This is a genomic window from Chitinophaga sp. H8 (assembly GCF_040567655.1).
In the GTDB taxonomy this organism is placed as follows: domain Bacteria; phylum Bacteroidota; class Bacteroidia; order Chitinophagales; family Chitinophagaceae; genus Chitinophaga; species Chitinophaga defluvii.
Map to the genome: position 1 here is coordinate 2,839,758 of NZ_JBEXAC010000001.1, position 16,090 is coordinate 2,855,847.

Here is a 16,090-nt window from a genome sequence, read left to right on the forward strand (position 1 = left end):
CGGTTGGCGTAATTGGTATGGCTGTGTTTTTTAACAAGAAACCAAACGGTGACATCTTCATTTAAGAGAATAGCCCATGCGGAGAAGAGAGCTTTAGACCTTGTTACATGGCGTTGTCGCTGGATTCGCCATGATAGCCGCATAACGCGGGAAAAAAAGTGATGTGTCATAGTCGCTAAATTTACGGTTAGAAAATCTGTAATGCTCGGCACCCTGCCTTGCGATTTCCCCGTAGCGACAAGCAGATTGGGCCGGGAAGGAAGGAGAAAGTTTGAGGAAAAAAAATACGACCACAGTCAGCTGGAAAAATCATCATGAACGTGGTGGAGATTTTTTTTGCTCAACCGGAGGCCAGCCGCAGCAACGCGAAGGCGCAGACTTTCGTATGAGCTGACAGGCACAATAGCTTTTGAAGGGGAAGAATGCTATAATATCCTATATCTTCAAAAGGAAAGCTGATATGAATTGGTGGATTATAAACGGAGCGTCGCAACGGATGCTGTATCAGGAGATACCGTTGGTATCAAAATTGAATTTCCACAACAAAGTAAATACAGATGCGGATTATGGCTCTAAAACAATGGTTCGTTGATATTATTTTCTTAAATTAGTTTTCTTAAAATGCACTATGGAAACTAAGCAACCAGGACAAAAACAAGAAAGAATTTGGGTCAGAACAAAATATGTTTATAGGACGTCAGGGAATGATTTAAAAGCATTGAATACAGAAGGACCAGTTACCTTTCCTGTATCAGAGATTGCCTCTTGCACAATAAGCAACATTGTTGAAACCTTACCTGATGGCTGGGAACGATATGGTTTACTTGTAGATGGTATTCTGGAAGTATTAGTTACTAAGAAAAGAATGGATGCTTTCATGGCCAAACTGGCCAAAGGTGAAGTTGTAAGGATGGCAGATCCTGACACGTTGATAGCGGCCACATTAAGCGAGAGTTTACCTAACTGCATTGCAATGGTGGACCGGGTGTTTGGGTTAGCGCGGTGGCGGTTTAATTTATCCGGAGATGAAAATAAGATATTATCAAAAAAATACGAATGGTCCGAGGATGGGAATACCTGGCATTCTCTTAATTTCTTAGATGCCCCTGTAGGTACAGTACGAATGATGATTGCGGTGGAGCTGACTGCCGACCAGATTAGAGAAGAGATGGTTAAACTATTACAGGAAGGAGCTTCTGAACCTATTTATCACGCAATGATCAGGGAAGCGGAGGGACAACAATTCAGCAGCCCCAAAAGCGCTTTTATCACGGCGGTTTCCGCGGTTGAAGTGGCAGTGAAGCATTATATAAGTAGAAAGGTTCCAGATGCTGATTGGTTAATTGAAACTATGCCTTCACCTGACATCCATAAGATTTTAAAAGAGTACGTGCCTAGATTGGACAACCGTTTCCTTTTAACCGCTATGCAACTGGAGGAAATCAGGAAGATTATAGGTAATAGAAATACGTTGGTACATACCGGCAAGATTAGCTTCGACTTTCAACGTACTGTTAATAGTATAGTATTTTTATCCGACGTGATTCATCTGATAGATTTTTATAGTGGAAGAAACTGGACTAATTATTATTCTTAAAGTAGATTTGTAGCACATAATAAGTGAGGCCATTCCTAATAGGAATGGCCTCACTTATTATAATCAATTGTTACAAATGGCCTCTGAGAATTCCGGTTCCAATCCATGATACTCCTTTGGGCAGGATGCTTTGCTGGCAATCATAAAATTTTGTTCATCCTTGCTTTGCAGGTGGAATCGTACCTGGCTTCCATTGTAATTACAATATACCTGATACAGTTGCTTTTTCCTGATGTTCATAGGTTGAAAGTTAAATTCAACATCCGCTCCGTCCACATTAATTGCTTTAGTAAATTTTTTAATGTCTATTGCTGGCATCTTATCATTAATTTATCGAGCTGCAAGCTAAACACTTTTCACTGATTATCAAGCTACTGGAATTTATGTATTTATTTATCTTGTACAGAATCATCATGATTTAATACCGCAGTTTTTTGTAAATTAAGATTGCACAGCGCCTGTTAAAGTAACCATAACAAACAGATTCCCTTTTTTGCAGTATTACTGCAGCACCTATTGCCGGAATACAAATGAATGTTTAGTAAGCCCATTAATTCACCAAATGTGATGATCATGCTTTGTAAAGTGACCTCAAGCAGCGGTATGCCATTTCGTTATACAGAGAATATTTCAGCTGAATTATTACACCATCAGATAGTATCTCAGAGAAGATCTGCTATGAACTATAACAATGGTGAGTTATTATTTCAGTGCATTGCTGAAAGCAACGATTACGCAGTATGGTATAATGTATTCAGTTTAGAGAAAGATGACATGTTAGAAAGTCACTGTGACACTCCTAAACTGGTATTCCGAATAGCACTGGATAATTTGTTAAATGTTGAAGTAAAACAATTAGGTCAGTTTGTGCTTTCACCTGGTCAGTTTTTATTGTTCTATCACCCCTATCCAGAAAGTGCTTTCCAATTTAGAGATAGCGGAATTTATGCTACGCTGGACATAGCGATGCCTATTGAGTATTTGAACCACTTTGTTGACTACTATCCCGTATTGAAGGAATTTATGGGTAAAATAAATGGAAGTACTCCCGTAAGTCTTACATCGGCGCCGGTTGATGCCCCTATGACACTCCTGGATTGCATAGATAAACTGTTGCATTGTAATTATATGGGAAGCCTGCGGGGTATGTATGCAGATGCAAGGGTCATGGATATTATGACGGAGGTGTTTACCATAGCTCATGGCAGCAATAGGTCGGAGATAGCATTAACACATGAAGAGCGACAGCGGATTATGGCGCTCAAAGATTTGTTGGCCGAAAATCTGGATACTCATTATACCATTAAAGACCTCTCGCGCATGATCTATATCAATGAATATAAACTGAAGAAAGGGTTCCAGCTGCTTACCGGATCATCAATCTTTGACTACCAGTTGAGCCGGCGAATACAGGTGGCCCAGCAATGGTTACGGGAAACAGAGTTGAGCCTGGAGGAAATCGCCACTGCAACAGGGTATCAGTATTTATCGAGTTTTATTGCAGCATTTAAGCAACGAGTAGGGATTACACCGGCTGCTTATCGTAAGAATGGGGTTTTGTAAGATGCTCCCGATTGCGTTATTTTCTCTCCTTTTTGCTAAACAATTGATCTGTTAGCTATAGTAACTTAGAAATCAGATCATACATTGAAAAACTTAAATCCTATGCAGAGAAAATATTCTTTAGAGTGGTTTGATTTGCTCGTTAATCAGACCTTGCCAGCCATAAACAGTAACCCTTCCGCCCTGGATGCAGCATTTGTAAGACAGACCTTAACTGTAGCAGTAGATGAAAAAGTTAAAATCAGGCTTGCGCTATTGGAAGATATGTTTAATACAAGGGACGAGATGAACATGCAGGTATTGATTAACCGATATCAGATTCTTTTAATTCATCTGCTCGATATGCTTAGTCAAGGGGCTGACGCCAGCAGTAATAGCCGTTTATCTGTCTTCCTGTATAAAAAGCTGCAACAATGTCTTGCAGAGCTATTGGCTTTTATTGAGAATGATTTTTTAAAATATTTTGACCTGGAGCAGCGGGTGCCAGAAAGTTATCATACCGTCTGCCGGGATCTGATTACAAAAGAACTCCCATTGTTGGAAAAGAAATTATATGATTATAAACAAGATCCGGTCTTGGTGGATCTTGTATTAAATAACCTACGTTCATTTGCCTCAAATGATAGAGTACATCTTCCATATCGGATTTTCTTTTATCTGAAAGCTGCCTGGTTTGAATTACGGAATTCTTCCTTATATGAGGCGCACTATGGGGAATTACCCTTGCTGGATGAGCTATTGCTACGCATAAATTATAACACGCCATTATTCACCAATTATTTTGTGCAACATCTTATTAAGAAGAAACAATCTCCTTTGGACAATATTGATGATAAAATAAAGCTGCTGCATAATTATAAAAGAATGGTAAATGAAGTGGTAGTACAACCAACAGGTAAGTTGATGCCGGATTTGCCGGGAATTGTTCGGCAAATCATAGAACAAATAGATGAAGAAATACAACTATTGCACCCGGTAGCCGCCCCCTCTGAAACCGGGCTATCAAATGCCAGTGATTATAAGGTACAAACAACCCTGTCTGTCCCCATCCTGGCGGCAATTTTCCGGGTGTTTAAAGAGACTGGCGCGATACAGAATGGAAATGTAAAAAAGCTCCTGGAGTTTGTGGCTACTCATTATACCAGTATGAAATCGGACCAGATCAGTTACACACACCTTCATAGCAGTTATTATGATATTGATCCAAAGAACAAGCAGCGGCTTTATGACCTGTTAGTACAATTAGCAAATAATAGTAAAAGGATGTAATCAGCTAAATATTAATTATTCCATTTCTATAGCTATCATAATCAGTCCAGCCGAGTAATTGCACTACTTCAAAGGACATATCTCTGATCAGAAAATCTGCAAAAATGGGGTCTGAATTGGAAAGGGCATCAAAGACCGTTTTTATTTCGTCATTCTTGAAGGTGCCCGTCCGAATAGCCTCATCCACATGTGTGGACTGGTTTCTTGAAACCCTAATAATAGTTGCTGCAGGTAATCCAGCGACAATGTGGTTCTGAGGCCATAAATTGGGAGCGCCGTACGCAGTTGATAACCCCTTTTTGGCGATGTCAAGAAGGCTACCAGATAAGTTAGCTATCGAATACTTCCGTGTATTAAGTAGATCAGCTAATTCGTTTGATTTTTCCTTTTTTTCATGCAATACTTTGTCTGGACCCCAATAGTTTTCAAAATGTCTACCTACACCGGCCATGACGTCATCAGAGTCCTCAGCTTCTGTTTGCATCCACTGTGCAGCCTGATATTCCCTTTCTACGATAAGAGCTTCTGCGTGGATCTGTTGGTTTAATTCCTTTATTCTTTGATGATCCTGCCAAATTGAATTTAGCAATACTTCGGTCGCATATACTGTTTCATCAAGATATCCAGTAATCGTCATATAGTTCAGTAAGAGGTTAAATGAGTGCCTGAAGATAAGATATTTCCGGGGAACCCATTTCGGAGATATTTGTTTCTAATATGACCAGAAAACCAATCTCTTATAAAGGCTACTACTAGGTGTGGTAGCCTTTACAGTGCCCGGTAATTCCTTTCTTTGTTCCTGCATAACACTAACTATAAGGCTATCCATATAAGACACAAAATATTGCGGCGCAATGCAGGTCATGCTCATTACCTGCGTACAGAAAAATAGGCGGAATCATTTCTTTCACCATTTTAAAAACAATGTTATGAAAAAAGTAAAGTTGCTGTTTGCTGCTCTTGCAATTGTTGCAGGTATAGGCGGGGCATATGCTACTAAGGCATCTTCATCTGTAAGTGCAACAAGTAGGGCGATGGCATGGTTTCAATATTCACCCACACAACCAGGTGGAACTACCAATCCGGCCAATTATCATGAGGTGTCCTCTACAGGTTGCTTAAATGGTAGCCAGCTGTGTGCTATAAGGGTGGAAAAGAACGCCAGTAATGGGTTACCTGACGCTACTGCCTTAAATAATATCCAGGGGGATATTGATGCGGGTACACCGATAGCGGGAAGAGTGGTTTTTAAACCGTAAAACAAGATGGCAGGTGATATACACCTGCCATCTTCATCTTGGGTTTTTCGGTATGGTTGGAACAATGGCTGTTACGCTACTGGGAATCTGCATGGCATAGCGCAGATCATGGGGAGGTAAGGTATACACCACTCCATTGATCTGCCGGCGAATGGTGATATTTTCGGTACCGGCATTATTTAGCCGGCGTAGGTCTATCCATCTTGTCCCCCGGAATGGTAGTTCCTTTCTTCTTTCTAACAGAATTATGGACAGAAGGCGATCCTTATCTGTTTCCGTCACAGGGAGAAATGTCGATTTATCATACCTGGTTCTCAAAAACACATTCAGTATTTGCCGAGCTTCCGTATTTTTTCCCTGTCTGGCAAGGCATTCAGCAGCAGTAATAAAAACCTCGTCAGCAGCAAGACCAGTGAACAGCTGATATGAGTTACTGCCGTCATAATTTCCGCGAAAAGCTGCGCTACCATCGCTATTGATTCTGTAAAATATTGGTTTTCGCAGATCGGCGTTGGTATAAGATGTGACGAGCGTTGTATCAACCTTACAAATAGACGGATCGAGGCAATACGAATAATTAGCCGCCACATGAAAAATGACCTCATTGTTAAATCGCTTCAACGGTTCGTCTGTATTGGGGTTTACATCATTATAGTCCAGGAGTTGAGTACCGTTTTTCATGCAGTAATCCGCATATGAAGCTGCTTTTGTGAAATCTCCCATCGTGAGATGAACACGCGATAATAAGGCAAAAACTGCTAATCTGGATGGACGGGTTTTATACGGTACATTGACAGGCAGCAGCAGGGCCGCATTTTCAAGATCGTTTATTATAGTGGAATATGTACTTTCCACTGATGCGCGGGTAGAAATCTCATTTACATCAGCTGATAGCCTTAGCGGAATGCCCGGCGAGACCGATGCGGTATTATGGTCATACGGAGGGGTGAATTCCTGGGTGACCATATAAAAGGCAAATGCCCGGTAAAATAGAGCGCTACCTTTTAGTCTTGACCATTCTTCCTGTTCTGCTGGTGTCGGAACAATATCATTTAATTTTTCCAGCACTACATTGGCTTTGAATACCACACGGTACGAAAGGCTCCAGTCCATATCGTTACTTACATCTGCTTTCCATATATAATTGTCCCTGTCTGTTACAGACGAAAGGCTGGACCAGTTGTTAGAAACCAGATAATAGTTATCAGCAGCTACCTCACCGGCAATAGGCCAGGAAAGGTTCATCGTTGCCACATCATCCAGCATTGCCCGCAGATCTTTTATAGTTGATGGTATTTCCATCTTACTGTCCGGTTTTGCATCCAGGTATTTACGGCAGGCATTTAGGAACAGTAATACTGTCAAAGGAAAACAGATGATAGATATATGCTTATAGTATCTCATGGCTTAAATATTTAGGAATTTAAAAAGAGGATTTGATGCCGAATGATATGCCACGCGGGGGAACGGCTGTACCATACTCAGGGTCTATATCATAATTTGTAGCCCGATATATTGTACCGATGTTGTCCAGGTACAGGAAGAATTGTAATTGCTTAAAAAAAGATTTTCCTGCAGGAAGGTAGTTGTATTGCAGGTTTATGTCCTTCAAACGGATGATATCGGCTTTATCTACCAGTACAGCAGATTGTAGGTAAAATTCATCCCGGTAGCTGCTAACAGGATATGTCATTGATGGTATGCTGGTTCTTTTTTCATCACCAGGCAGCTTCCATCTGTTGGCAAAATCGCTATGACCGTTCCAACTTTGATATAAGGCGGAATAGCTGATGGAATTCCTCCTGAAATAGTGGCCCAGCTTGTAGGTAATGTTGGCACTTATACTCCACTGCCGAAAGGTAATAGCAGGTCGCAGTGCGCCGTAAAATGGAGGTAGGGTTCTTCCGCTGTAAACCAAGTCATCCAACAATGTGTTACTGCGGATAGCTGAATAATCTTTACTTACCTTACCTGAGAGCCAGCCTTGAGGATCACCCTGATTGTCCAGCCCTTCCCAGCGGTAGCTTAACAGTGCATCTGTAGGCTTTCCCTCCAGTGGATTAATACCTGACCCCAAATAGCTGATAGCCTTACTATACTTATATTGGTATCTGGTAACTTTGTTGGTATTATAACTGAAAAGCAGATTAGTTTCCACCTTAAACTGTTTGCTATCGATAAATTTACCTGTTAAGGAAATATCTATCCCGTGTCCATTGATGGTAGCAGCATTCATATTCATGCTCGATATACCGGTAGTAGGGTCTAATGGCGAATTACCAATCAGGTCCATGCTTTTTTTATTATATAGATCAATGCTCCCTGTGAGCATATCTCCTTTTGTTCTGAAATCAATACCAATGTTTAAAGTAGCCGTTTTCTCCCATCGCAGGTCGGGATTTGGCGGGGTGGTAATGGTGGCAAATGGTTCATTGATCAGATAATTATTTCCGGCTGGATTATAACTAATAATGGTATGTGCTGATAACCGGTTGCTGGTATTTCCACTATAGCCATATGTCAATCGTACTGCCAGCATCGGGAAGACGGCAGATTTGTAAAAGTTTTCCTGAGAAATATTCCAACGCAGCCCTGCTGACCATAATGGAACACCTTTTTTATTGCTCCTGACACCAAAGAGGTTACTGGCGTCCTTTCTGGCGCTGGCTGAAATAATATAGCGGTCATCATAAGTATAAGAAGCATTGGCATAATAGGAAACGAAGCGGTATAAAAACTTATTAAAATCCTTTGGGTCAAATACCTGTTGGTCACCTTTCAGGTTCATGTATGTTGGCAGATAGTCTACATAGTTGATATTTGAATAAGTCAGTAGATCAGGATCATATCCATATGTTCTACCTGTGTTGAAAAGTGTTTGGGATTGTTTTGCCTCAATTCCCGCCAAAGCTGCCAGCTGGTGTTTACTCCAGAATCGGGTATAGTTTAACTGTCCGCGTCCTGAATGCGTAGTTAGTTGCTCGGAACTTTGATCCAGTATGCCTCCAATAGGAATTCCATATAGTGGTTTGCCATCCTGCAGCTGTGTGTAAAGATTGATTAGATTACGGCTATAGTATGATTCAGCGTTACTCATGTTCCACGTAGAACTTGTCTGCTGTTCATACTGGTACCTCATTTCTCCTGAAAGCCCAGGCAAAATTGAATAAGTACCGCCTATTTTAAAGCGATATGTATTTAGGTTACTATAATTATCAGCCAGTCTGAGATCTAGCAATGGGTAATACCGCCAATCTCTAAGTAATCCAGATCCAGTGGTGTCTATAAAGCTATAGCGATAATCTTTCACCATTGGTAAGGGCTTTCCCGTTGGATCTGCAAGCTGTGCATATGGAAAATACCTGACTTTATCCGCACCTGGTATGATCATCTGCGGGCCGGGGTTATTATTGTCAATTCTGCTGGTGGCGTACTGTAATCCTGCCTGTAGCTCAAATCGCTTTGAAAGATGAAAACTGTTTTCTGATTGTAGGGTTACTCTTTGAGACCCATTACGGACCAGATTACTTTGCAGAGCATCATAGCCGATGCTGAGATAGTAGTTCACTGTCGGGCTGCCGCCGCTGATACCGACTGCGTGTTGCTGCGTAATAGCAGTACGGTAAAGATATTTTTGAAAATCGCTGCGTATGTCCTTATTTCTAAACGCATCAATCTGAGCAACAGCCTGGGCATGGGTAATAGTTCCACTGGCTTCCTGTTGCAATATTTCTACGACAGGTGTTACCGGAGGGCGGCTATAGGTATTGTTTAGGGTGCCGGTATAATACCCTTTGCGAAACAACTCTTTTTCCACATCGATAAAATCCCCGGATGAAATGGCATTGTCATTATAAAGGTTAGGCTTACCGGTTATAGTAACATTGGACGTAACATTTATTCGCTGTGTCTGGCCGTATCGTCCTTTCTTGGTGGTGATTACTAATACGCCATTACCGGCACGGACGCCCCAAATGGAAGATGCGGCTGCATCTTTGAGTAGTGTTACGCTGGCAATATCATTAGGATTAATCTGGTTTAGATCTCCCTCGATGGGAAAATCATCCACTACCACCAATGGAGCATTGTTGCCAAACAATGTACTTCGTCCTCTGAACAGCAGTTCGTGGCCTTTATTTCTATGATCAAATAAAATGCTGGTGGTACCATCCAGCCGGGAAATAAGGTCGGTACTGATTCTCCTGTCTATAATTTCCTGACTTACCTTTTCAAATGAGCCGGTCACTCTTTCCCGCGATAGTAATTGGTATCCGGTGGAAACTATTACCTCCTTTAGTCCTGTTTGCTTTGGTGATAGCTGGATGTTGATAGTAGTAGTGCCGCTGATGGCTTTAACCGACATTTTTAAGGTAGTGAAGCCAACATAAGTAATGATAAGGCTGTCTGTTTTTGCTGCCCTACTTATGGTAAAATAGCCATCAGCATTAGTTCGCGCTGTATAGTTAGCCAATATATATCGGATAGATGCTCCTGACATCGGAAGGCCATTTTGCTGGTTTGTTATGCGTCCCTGGATGGCAGTGTTGCTACTATCCTGACCTGCAGCAAAACTCCATGTTGCCAGAAGCATTATCAGAAGGCCGATCAGGTGGGCATAACGGCAAAAGCTATGAGTGTTTCTTTGCATATTCGTGGATTTTAATGGTTTGGTAGTTGGTTGATAATTTTTACAAAACAGGGTGGCCCGAGATTACAAGCATTTCTACTTGCCGTAGTTCTTCTGTCATCGTGAGGCCATAACGGGAAAGGGCGGTCTTTAACGCAGCAGTGTTTCCGTATGGGATATTTAGTGAAAGGTCCAGGTTATCAGCTATGCCGGTGCTGTCTATTATAGGTGGTATGCCCTGTATGTTGTTGAGCTGATACAATAATGCCGCAATGGTCGTATTTCTTATGAATAATATCTCTCCGTTGGCACCTGTCTTTATTTCAGCCGGGCCACCTTTTGAGGATAGGGCAATAAATGAGGGACTTTTTTTCAGGATCAGGCATTTAACAGGCAGTACATGTATGCCGCCACTTACATGCAGATAGCGGTTAAGATCATCCAGCATATAGGCTTGCAGTTGCGTTCTTGTAGTGCCAGGGGGGCAACGGATTTCATAACAATGCGCGTTCCGTCGTTGCCAGTCAAAGAAGTAACCCTGATCTGGCGAATACAGGTATCTTTCCGGATGGGCGACATCAAGCCGCACCTGGTTACGTGGAAAGTTTATTAGTTTCTGGAGGGCCATTAGATATAGTTCAATGGCAGACCAGTTTGTTGCATATCTGCGTATGGTCTGACTGGTACTGTCGATCTCAATGCCTGATTTCATGACCAGGCCAGGCGAATAGCCAGTAAGAATGCTGTAAAATACAGAAGCATTAGAGCCGATGGCAATTGCAGGTTTCATGAATGGTTGGGAATAATCATGAGGTATGATATCACTCTTTACCGGCAGGTGATTCATTTTGCCAGTTAATGCCATTCGTATATTATCTGCCGTTACATATTCCGCGTAAGTGAATGATAGCACTTTTCCGGTGGAATCAATCCATACTACATGAGGTATGGAAGCATGAGGGAAATAACTGTGCAGCAAGCTATCATCTGTAATGGTGGCTAATTGGGGGCGGTGAATTTTGCTATTGGCAAAAAATCTTCTAACGATGGCATTTTTCTCCTGGGTAACAGATATTATCTGTACCCGTCCATTAAATTGCTGTTGCAGGCTATCCAATTTTGCAAGACCTGCTATACAGCTACTGCAATTTGTTGTCCAGAAGTCCAGAAGCAGAAGTTTGCCCTGGTATAAATCAAACGAAATCTGACTACTTGAAAAGTTTACGGTATGAGTTGGTGATACTGCCGGCATCTGATCACCAATATTTAGGCTGCTGACAGGAATGGTCTGCGACAAGCAGTGCAGGAATGGCAATAGTATCCCTATCAGGAAAAATAATCTTTTCATGATGACGTGGTTTAATGATTATGGAAGATGTTAGTTTGTTACGCTGCCTGTAATAGATTTAGCGGTTACATACTTTTTATAACACTGTCTGTTGGATTATTAAGCCCCGGTGAATAGACATTCACGGGCTGCCTTAATTCTTACCCCATTTAGATTTGAAAAACAACCGTTAATTATATATGCCAGAAGTGGGGATGCGCGAGATTATAGAATAAAGAGGGTGATTACTGGTAGGGACAAAAAAAAGACGTGGGTTAGTCCCTACCGGCTCTACGGGGCTACGACACCCTGACACACCGAATAGAAGACGCCCACGCCATAGCGTGAGCGTTTCACTCAGTTTCCGGGTGTGCCTTCAAGGTCGTAGTTTGTAGAGCGCCGTAAACAAAAGCAAATCGCTTAATATCATTATTTTATAAGATCGCAAAATACATCATCAAGACGTATTTACAAATACTATCGTTCTCATGTCTAATTTATTTCGTATATCCTAAGTGATTCAGCAGCTTTTTAATGCCGCTTGTGGTATAAAGATATGAAAAAAATCACTTTACCCCACAATTGTGGGGTAAAATATTTTTCTAAATATGGCATTTTCCACCTATGGAAAAAACTAAAGAGTTTTATACGTACAGACTGGGTTTAGGTCTTACAAAATGGTTAGATGCTAATAAGAAGCAGGCAAAGTTGAATAAATTGAATGGGATTGAAGATATAAACCTGGTTAAAAGCGAGGGAAACCTTGTGGCATCCTCCGGGGTGGCTAAGAATGCTATCACTGAAATTAAGCTAGGAAGACGTAACCCGGAATACACAACCTTAGAATTTATCGCTGAAGGGTTAGGGATTCCCCTTAGTACGTTCTTACTACATTGTGAAAAGATCTCCGATGAAGAGGTTTTTAAAGGAATGGGTAAAATACCGAAGCGAAAAAGATAGAAAAACCCTATTTGTATTGTTAACCAGAACCGATAATCGGTTTATTTAGTAACTCAAAATAACCACTATATGAAGACACTCTCTTTTATTGTAGCGGCAATTCTATTTATTTCATGCGGCTCAAAGAAACTTACCAGAGAACACGCGGCGGAATTATTTAAGGCAAAATATCCTGTTACCATTGATTGGGATATCTACACTGCTGATCCTGACCATGCCGCCAGAGCATTGGATACAAAATTGGAACAGGAAGGGTATATTACTTTAAAGCGGAAGCAGACCTTAGCTGAAATAGGCACTCCTTTTATTTTCTTTACAGATAAGGCCCAACCGTATCTTATGGAAACGCCGGAGAAAGATAAAAAAATAATGGTTCAGAAGGTAAAACTTGCTGAGCAGCATTTTGGAGAGATTACCGGAATGCAGATGCTGAAGAACGATAAGAAAGCCATTGTTGAATATACATATGTGTATAAGAACGTCACTCCCTTTGTTGCCATTTCCAATTTAAAAATTGAACCAAAGGAAAGCAGGAAAGCATATTTCGCCTTGTATGACGATGGATGGCGCATTGTTGATAAACCGGATCTTGATTTCCTGGTAGAATAGCATGATAAAAGGCAGGCGGGTGCAGGAATACACGGTGCCTGTTATTTTAGTTTTTCACCAAAACTCACGTTACTTAAGATATTTGATCATGGAGCGATTTCAGGTGAACTGGAATATCCACTTCTGTATCTGAAACAAGTTTAAGTCGGTAGATACCATTGATTTCATTTTTATAAGACGGTACAGCCCGGCCAGAACGGATATCAGAGAATAGAAGATTTCCGTTCTTCCGTTGACCTTTTATAAATCTCTTTCCACCGTTTAGGAATGAAACAAGAAAAATATCTGGTTTCAGGCTAATAGCGTTTGCTTCTACTTTTTCAGCAAATACATATGAGCCTTCCATAATAAATGGAGGCACCCTGTCCTGGCGTACTTTCAGGTAATGGGTGGATTGCTGTATCAATTTCAATTTGGATTTTGTTGCCATGATGTATTATTGTAGAGTTATCAAATAAGTAATTAAATAGTTCCGTTTAACTTCTCCAGGTACCGTCTTATTTGCCTTTTATATCCCGGTAGTTTAATTAATTGGGTAATAATCAGTTTACCTGGGAATATTTTTACCTGTACTTTATCGTTCATCACAAAACCAGCTTCCGTGAGCCATTTCCCGGAAAGTGTGAGTAGCGGTGTTTTTTCAGTAGTAGCTTTTCGGCGGTAGCTACGACCGGCTATAGAAGCCATGCGGATATCTTCTGCATTTTTCATTTGATTTTATATTTAACGGGATGATCACTTTTCGATACCTGTCCGGGTTTTGTAATTCGCAGATAATTATGCTGCACCATTATGCAGATATCATCACCAATATTAAACCCTGCCTTTACAAGCCAATGACCGGATAGGTTAAGCCACGGTACATCAACAGTCCTTTCCTGCCTGCGGGCAGCTTTTGAATGAAGTTTGGCATTTCTGAATATTGTTCTCATAAGTCACAATCTGCTTTGGTGAAATAAGGTGATGATGATAGAGTTCCAGTCTGGCTAGTCACCTCATAAAATACTTTCTCTGTCGCTATAACAAGTGCATGTACTTTTGAGTGAAGTAGCGCCAAATCTTCATCTGTAATAATAAATTGGTCCTCATTCACGTAGCGGGCTTTCACGTATGCTTTATTTAACAGGCAAATAAATTCTTCCTCTTTGATATCTTCCTCATTGAATACTTCAATCAACTTTTCCGTCAGAAATAGGCTGGATTTTAAGAAGGGACGTAGGTTGTGCTTATTTGGCGAAAATCCCATTATGGATATAAGTAGTGCCCGCAAACTATGTTCTGCTGCCTGATGCAAGGAGAAAGCGGATAAGGCATTCATCTTTTCACTTGCGTAGTTCTTTGCCCCAAGAAGAAATCCAGGAACAACGGAGCTAATATTTTCAAACAGACCTATTGCCTTATTTTTTATATCATCCAATGAGTACAATTTGGAATCCGGCAGGGCTATATTCCCAGCATCATATATAAGCCTTTCTTTCCAGCATACCCGGTTATAAAAAATATTCCCCTCTTTCCATAGGTTGAATACCTCGGTCGCTGTCCTTATCAGAATATTCACAGGCCAATCCTCCTGAAAATGTGCCCTTATATTTTGTTCCAGCTGCTCATGGTTAGTGGTATTGCCATGCGTAAGCACCAAAAGCGAAGCGGTATAGTCTATCCGGGAATGGTATTTAATTAGATATACTTTTTCTATACCCGGAATTTTATCACCAACCACCATGATTCCTTCAATAATAGGATTATGTTGATCAGGATACTCTTCTTCACACTGGACAGTGTTTTCCGCCGTTTTATTAAAAACAATTTTACCTGATTTATGTAATTCATTTATCAGATAACATGATTCTATCAGTCTTTCTATCATTTCATATGATGTGACCATATTTTCTCTTTCCCTAGTAGATAACCGTTTGGAATAGTTTCCTGTCACATTTGATTTCATCATTTCCCAAAGACTATCCCTGTGACCATATAAGTAATCATGATCAAAGAAGTCTTCTACTACTGCAAAAGGGTTCTCCACTTCAGTCATAGATAGTTTGTAAGGCTGGTTTAACCAGCCTGGTAGCTTTTCATGTCTGTTTAACATACAATTTGATTTTAATTGATAATATGGAAAAACTGTGGGGAGAACTAAGGTTGCTTAGGTAATAGTGGCTAACGTTACAATGAACGGTCGTTGTCAGAAAATATTTCTGCTCTAATATCAGTAATGGCTCTACGATTATGTACCTCATTGCGCAGAAGGCTTAAGCTGACGCTTAAATACTTGCAAAACGCGAGTAGCTTTTGTTTTTCTGATTCAGCAATATCCTTTCTGTCTTGCGAGAATGCGGCCAAATCATTAATCATATTTTTTATTGTTGCAGGTGGGAACAGAATGAAGAATGAATGAAACATGTTCCATGCCTTCTGTTGTCTTTCTTCTTCAGTTTTTTTCATAAATAATTCCAATAGCATAAATAATTGCTCGATTAAAGTCATAACCTTTTTTTGATTTTAATATATGGGCATACGTAGTACCATCAGCTTTCGCTGATAGTTGTCATGCTGTTATGTCAGGGGGAAGAATATAAGGGGAATACTGTCTATTACAGTCGTTCTTTCATTATGATCCTAAATTTAGCAAAATGATTTAAATAATCAAATCAATTATACATGTATACCTGTAAATGAGGTGTATCAGATATCTACACGCTTTTCGTTTGCCGGGCATTTCCTTCCTTTAAAAAGAATCAGAAAATAAATTATTTCTAAATCTATATATCCTGTTATATAACAGGTTAGGCACCCTACTACTAGTGTTGTCAGGTTTTTTTGCTTTCAATCAGGCACATATTTGCATCCAGATAGTTCATTATACCTGGTGCAGTTGA

At 40.6% G+C, this 16,090-nt stretch carries 16 protein-coding genes; 6 read left to right on the forward strand and 10 right to left on the reverse strand.

The window, feature by feature from the left end; all coding sequences use genetic code 11:
* Nucleotides 1-628: 628 nt before the first annotated feature.
* Nucleotides 629-1,597, forward strand: a complete 969-nt coding sequence (locus ABR189_RS10715) for a hypothetical protein (RefSeq protein ID WP_354660480.1) — start codon at nucleotides 629-631, stop codon at nucleotides 1,595-1,597.
* Nucleotides 1,598-1,660: 63 nt separating this feature from the next.
* Here ABR189_RS10715 and ABR189_RS10720 read toward each other — a convergent pair whose 3' ends face one another.
* A complete protein-coding gene (locus ABR189_RS10720; protein WP_354660481.1) occupies nucleotides 1,661-1,915 on the reverse strand; it encodes a hypothetical protein in 255 nt (84 codons plus the stop codon).
* A 360-nt stretch (nucleotides 1,916-2,275) separates the two neighbouring features.
* On the opposite strand from ABR189_RS10720, the gene ABR189_RS10725 reads away from it, so the two are divergent.
* Both ABR189_RS10725 and ABR189_RS10730 read left to right on the forward strand, forming a co-directional pair.
* Nucleotides 2,276-3,160 (forward strand): helix-turn-helix domain-containing protein, encoded by an 885-nt coding sequence (locus ABR189_RS10725; RefSeq protein ID WP_354660482.1) that lies wholly within the window; start codon nucleotides 2,276-2,278, stop codon nucleotides 3,158-3,160.
* 102 nt (nucleotides 3,161-3,262) lie between these two features.
* Nucleotides 3,263-4,429 (forward strand): hypothetical protein, encoded by a 1,167-nt coding sequence (locus ABR189_RS10730; protein ID WP_354660483.1) that lies wholly within the window; start codon nucleotides 3,263-3,265, stop codon nucleotides 4,427-4,429.
* A gap of 4 nt (nucleotides 4,430-4,433) precedes the next feature.
* On the opposite strand, the gene ABR189_RS10735 is transcribed toward ABR189_RS10730, so the two are convergent.
* Nucleotides 4,434-5,066, reverse strand: a complete 633-nt coding sequence (locus tag ABR189_RS10735; RefSeq protein ID WP_354660484.1) for a hypothetical protein — start codon at nucleotides 5,064-5,066, stop codon at nucleotides 4,434-4,436.
* Nucleotides 5,067-5,358: 292 nt separating this feature from the next.
* Between ABR189_RS10735 and ABR189_RS10740 the strand changes: the two genes are divergently transcribed.
* Nucleotides 5,359-5,688 (forward strand): DUF6520 family protein, encoded by a 330-nt coding sequence (locus ABR189_RS10740; RefSeq protein WP_354660485.1) that lies wholly within the window; start codon nucleotides 5,359-5,361, stop codon nucleotides 5,686-5,688.
* A gap of 33 nt (nucleotides 5,689-5,721) precedes the next feature.
* Here the strand turns inward: ABR189_RS10740 and ABR189_RS10745 are convergent, their stop codons facing one another.
* From ABR189_RS10745 to ABR189_RS10755, 3 genes are read right to left on the reverse strand one after another with little or no spacing between them, the layout of a single operon-like run.
* Entirely contained in the window at nucleotides 5,722-7,092 is a 1,371-nt protein-coding gene (locus tag ABR189_RS10745; protein ID WP_354660486.1) for a RagB/SusD family nutrient uptake outer membrane protein, read from the reverse strand.
* A gap of 19 nt (nucleotides 7,093-7,111) precedes the next feature.
* The gene (locus ABR189_RS10750; RefSeq protein WP_354660487.1) at nucleotides 7,112-10,336 is read right to left on the reverse strand and encodes a SusC/RagA family TonB-linked outer membrane protein; all 3,225 of its coding nucleotides are present in this window, start codon (nucleotides 10,334-10,336) and stop codon (nucleotides 7,112-7,114) included.
* Between the two features lie 40 nt (nucleotides 10,337-10,376).
* Complete coding sequence (locus ABR189_RS10755) at nucleotides 10,377-11,663, reverse strand: TlpA family protein disulfide reductase (protein WP_354660488.1); 1,287 nt, start codon at nucleotides 11,661-11,663, stop codon at nucleotides 10,377-10,379.
* A 603-nt stretch (nucleotides 11,664-12,266) separates the two neighbouring features.
* Between ABR189_RS10755 and ABR189_RS10760 the strand changes: the two genes are divergently transcribed.
* Together ABR189_RS10760 and ABR189_RS10765 are read left to right on the forward strand one after the other, a co-directional pair.
* On the forward strand, nucleotides 12,267-12,602 hold the full coding sequence (locus ABR189_RS10760) for a hypothetical protein (RefSeq protein WP_354660489.1): 336 nt from the start codon (nucleotides 12,267-12,269) through the stop codon (nucleotides 12,600-12,602).
* A gap of 69 nt (nucleotides 12,603-12,671) precedes the next feature.
* Nucleotides 12,672-13,211, forward strand: coding sequence for a hypothetical protein (locus ABR189_RS10765; RefSeq protein ID WP_354660490.1), 540 nt, complete (start codon nucleotides 12,672-12,674; stop codon nucleotides 13,209-13,211).
* A gap of 73 nt (nucleotides 13,212-13,284) precedes the next feature.
* On the opposite strand, the gene ABR189_RS10770 is transcribed toward ABR189_RS10765, so the two are convergent.
* The 5 genes from ABR189_RS10770 to ABR189_RS10790 all read right to left on the reverse strand — a co-directional run bounded on the left by ABR189_RS10770 (nucleotide 13,285) and on the right by ABR189_RS10790 (nucleotide 15,698).
* Nucleotides 13,285-13,641, reverse strand: coding sequence for a hypothetical protein (locus ABR189_RS10770; RefSeq protein WP_354660491.1), 357 nt, complete (start codon nucleotides 13,639-13,641; stop codon nucleotides 13,285-13,287).
* 32 nt (nucleotides 13,642-13,673) lie between these two features.
* Complete coding sequence (locus ABR189_RS10775) at nucleotides 13,674-13,922, reverse strand: SymE family type I addiction module toxin (protein WP_354660492.1); 249 nt, start codon at nucleotides 13,920-13,922, stop codon at nucleotides 13,674-13,676.
* The gene (locus tag ABR189_RS10780) at nucleotides 13,919-14,143 is read right to left on the reverse strand and encodes a SymE family type I addiction module toxin (RefSeq protein ID WP_354660493.1); all 225 of its coding nucleotides are present in this window, start codon (nucleotides 14,141-14,143) and stop codon (nucleotides 13,919-13,921) included. The genes ABR189_RS10775 and ABR189_RS10780 overlap by 4 nt, the downstream gene beginning before the upstream one ends.
* Complete coding sequence (locus ABR189_RS10785; protein WP_354660494.1) at nucleotides 14,140-15,303, reverse strand: HEPN domain-containing protein; 1,164 nt, start codon at nucleotides 15,301-15,303, stop codon at nucleotides 14,140-14,142. The genes ABR189_RS10780 and ABR189_RS10785 overlap by 4 nt, the downstream gene beginning before the upstream one ends.
* Nucleotides 15,304-15,377: 74 nt before the next feature.
* The gene (locus tag ABR189_RS10790; RefSeq protein WP_354660495.1) at nucleotides 15,378-15,698 is read right to left on the reverse strand and encodes a hypothetical protein; all 321 of its coding nucleotides are present in this window, start codon (nucleotides 15,696-15,698) and stop codon (nucleotides 15,378-15,380) included.
* Between the last annotated feature and the right edge of the window lie 392 nt (nucleotides 15,699-16,090).

Bases quoted from the DNA above. Each gene is read 5' to 3' on its own strand.
- ABR189_RS10770 (WP_354660491.1), bottom strand. From the start codon at position 13,641: ATGGCAACAAAATCCAAATTGAAATTGATACAGCAATCCACCCATTAC.
- ABR189_RS10760 (WP_354660489.1), top strand. From the start codon at position 12,267: ATGGAAAAAACTAAAGAGTTTTATACGTACAGACTGGGTTTAGGTCTT.
- ABR189_RS10790 (WP_354660495.1), bottom strand. From the start codon at position 15,698: ATGACTTTAATCGAGCAATTATTTATGCTATTGGAATTATTTATGAAA.
- ABR189_RS10750 (WP_354660487.1), bottom strand. From the start codon at position 10,336: ATGCAAAGAAACACTCATAGCTTTTGCCGTTATGCCCACCTGATCGGC.
- ABR189_RS10755 (WP_354660488.1), bottom strand. From the start codon at position 11,663: ATGAAAAGATTATTTTTCCTGATAGGGATACTATTGCCATTCCTGCAC.
- ABR189_RS10780 (WP_354660493.1), bottom strand. From the start codon at position 14,143: ATGAGAACAATATTCAGAAATGCCAAACTTCATTCAAAAGCTGCCCGC.
- ABR189_RS10740 (WP_354660485.1), top strand. From the start codon at position 5,359: ATGAAAAAAGTAAAGTTGCTGTTTGCTGCTCTTGCAATTGTTGCAGGT.
- ABR189_RS10730 (WP_354660483.1), top strand. From the start codon at position 3,263: ATGCAGAGAAAATATTCTTTAGAGTGGTTTGATTTGCTCGTTAATCAG.
- ABR189_RS10715 (WP_354660480.1), top strand. From the start codon at position 629: ATGGAAACTAAGCAACCAGGACAAAAACAAGAAAGAATTTGGGTCAGA.
- ABR189_RS10765 (WP_354660490.1), top strand. From the start codon at position 12,672: ATGAAGACACTCTCTTTTATTGTAGCGGCAATTCTATTTATTTCATGC.
- ABR189_RS10785 (WP_354660494.1), bottom strand. From the start codon at position 15,303: ATGTTAAACAGACATGAAAAGCTACCAGGCTGGTTAAACCAGCCTTAC.
- ABR189_RS10720 (WP_354660481.1), bottom strand. From the start codon at position 1,915: ATGCCAGCAATAGACATTAAAAAATTTACTAAAGCAATTAATGTGGAC.
- ABR189_RS10735 (WP_354660484.1), bottom strand. From the start codon at position 5,066: ATGACGATTACTGGATATCTTGATGAAACAGTATATGCGACCGAAGTA.
- ABR189_RS10745 (WP_354660486.1), bottom strand. From the start codon at position 7,092: ATGAGATACTATAAGCATATATCTATCATCTGTTTTCCTTTGACAGTA.
- ABR189_RS10725 (WP_354660482.1), top strand. From the start codon at position 2,276: ATGAACTATAACAATGGTGAGTTATTATTTCAGTGCATTGCTGAAAGC.
- ABR189_RS10775 (WP_354660492.1), bottom strand. From the start codon at position 13,922: ATGAAAAATGCAGAAGATATCCGCATGGCTTCTATAGCCGGTCGTAGC.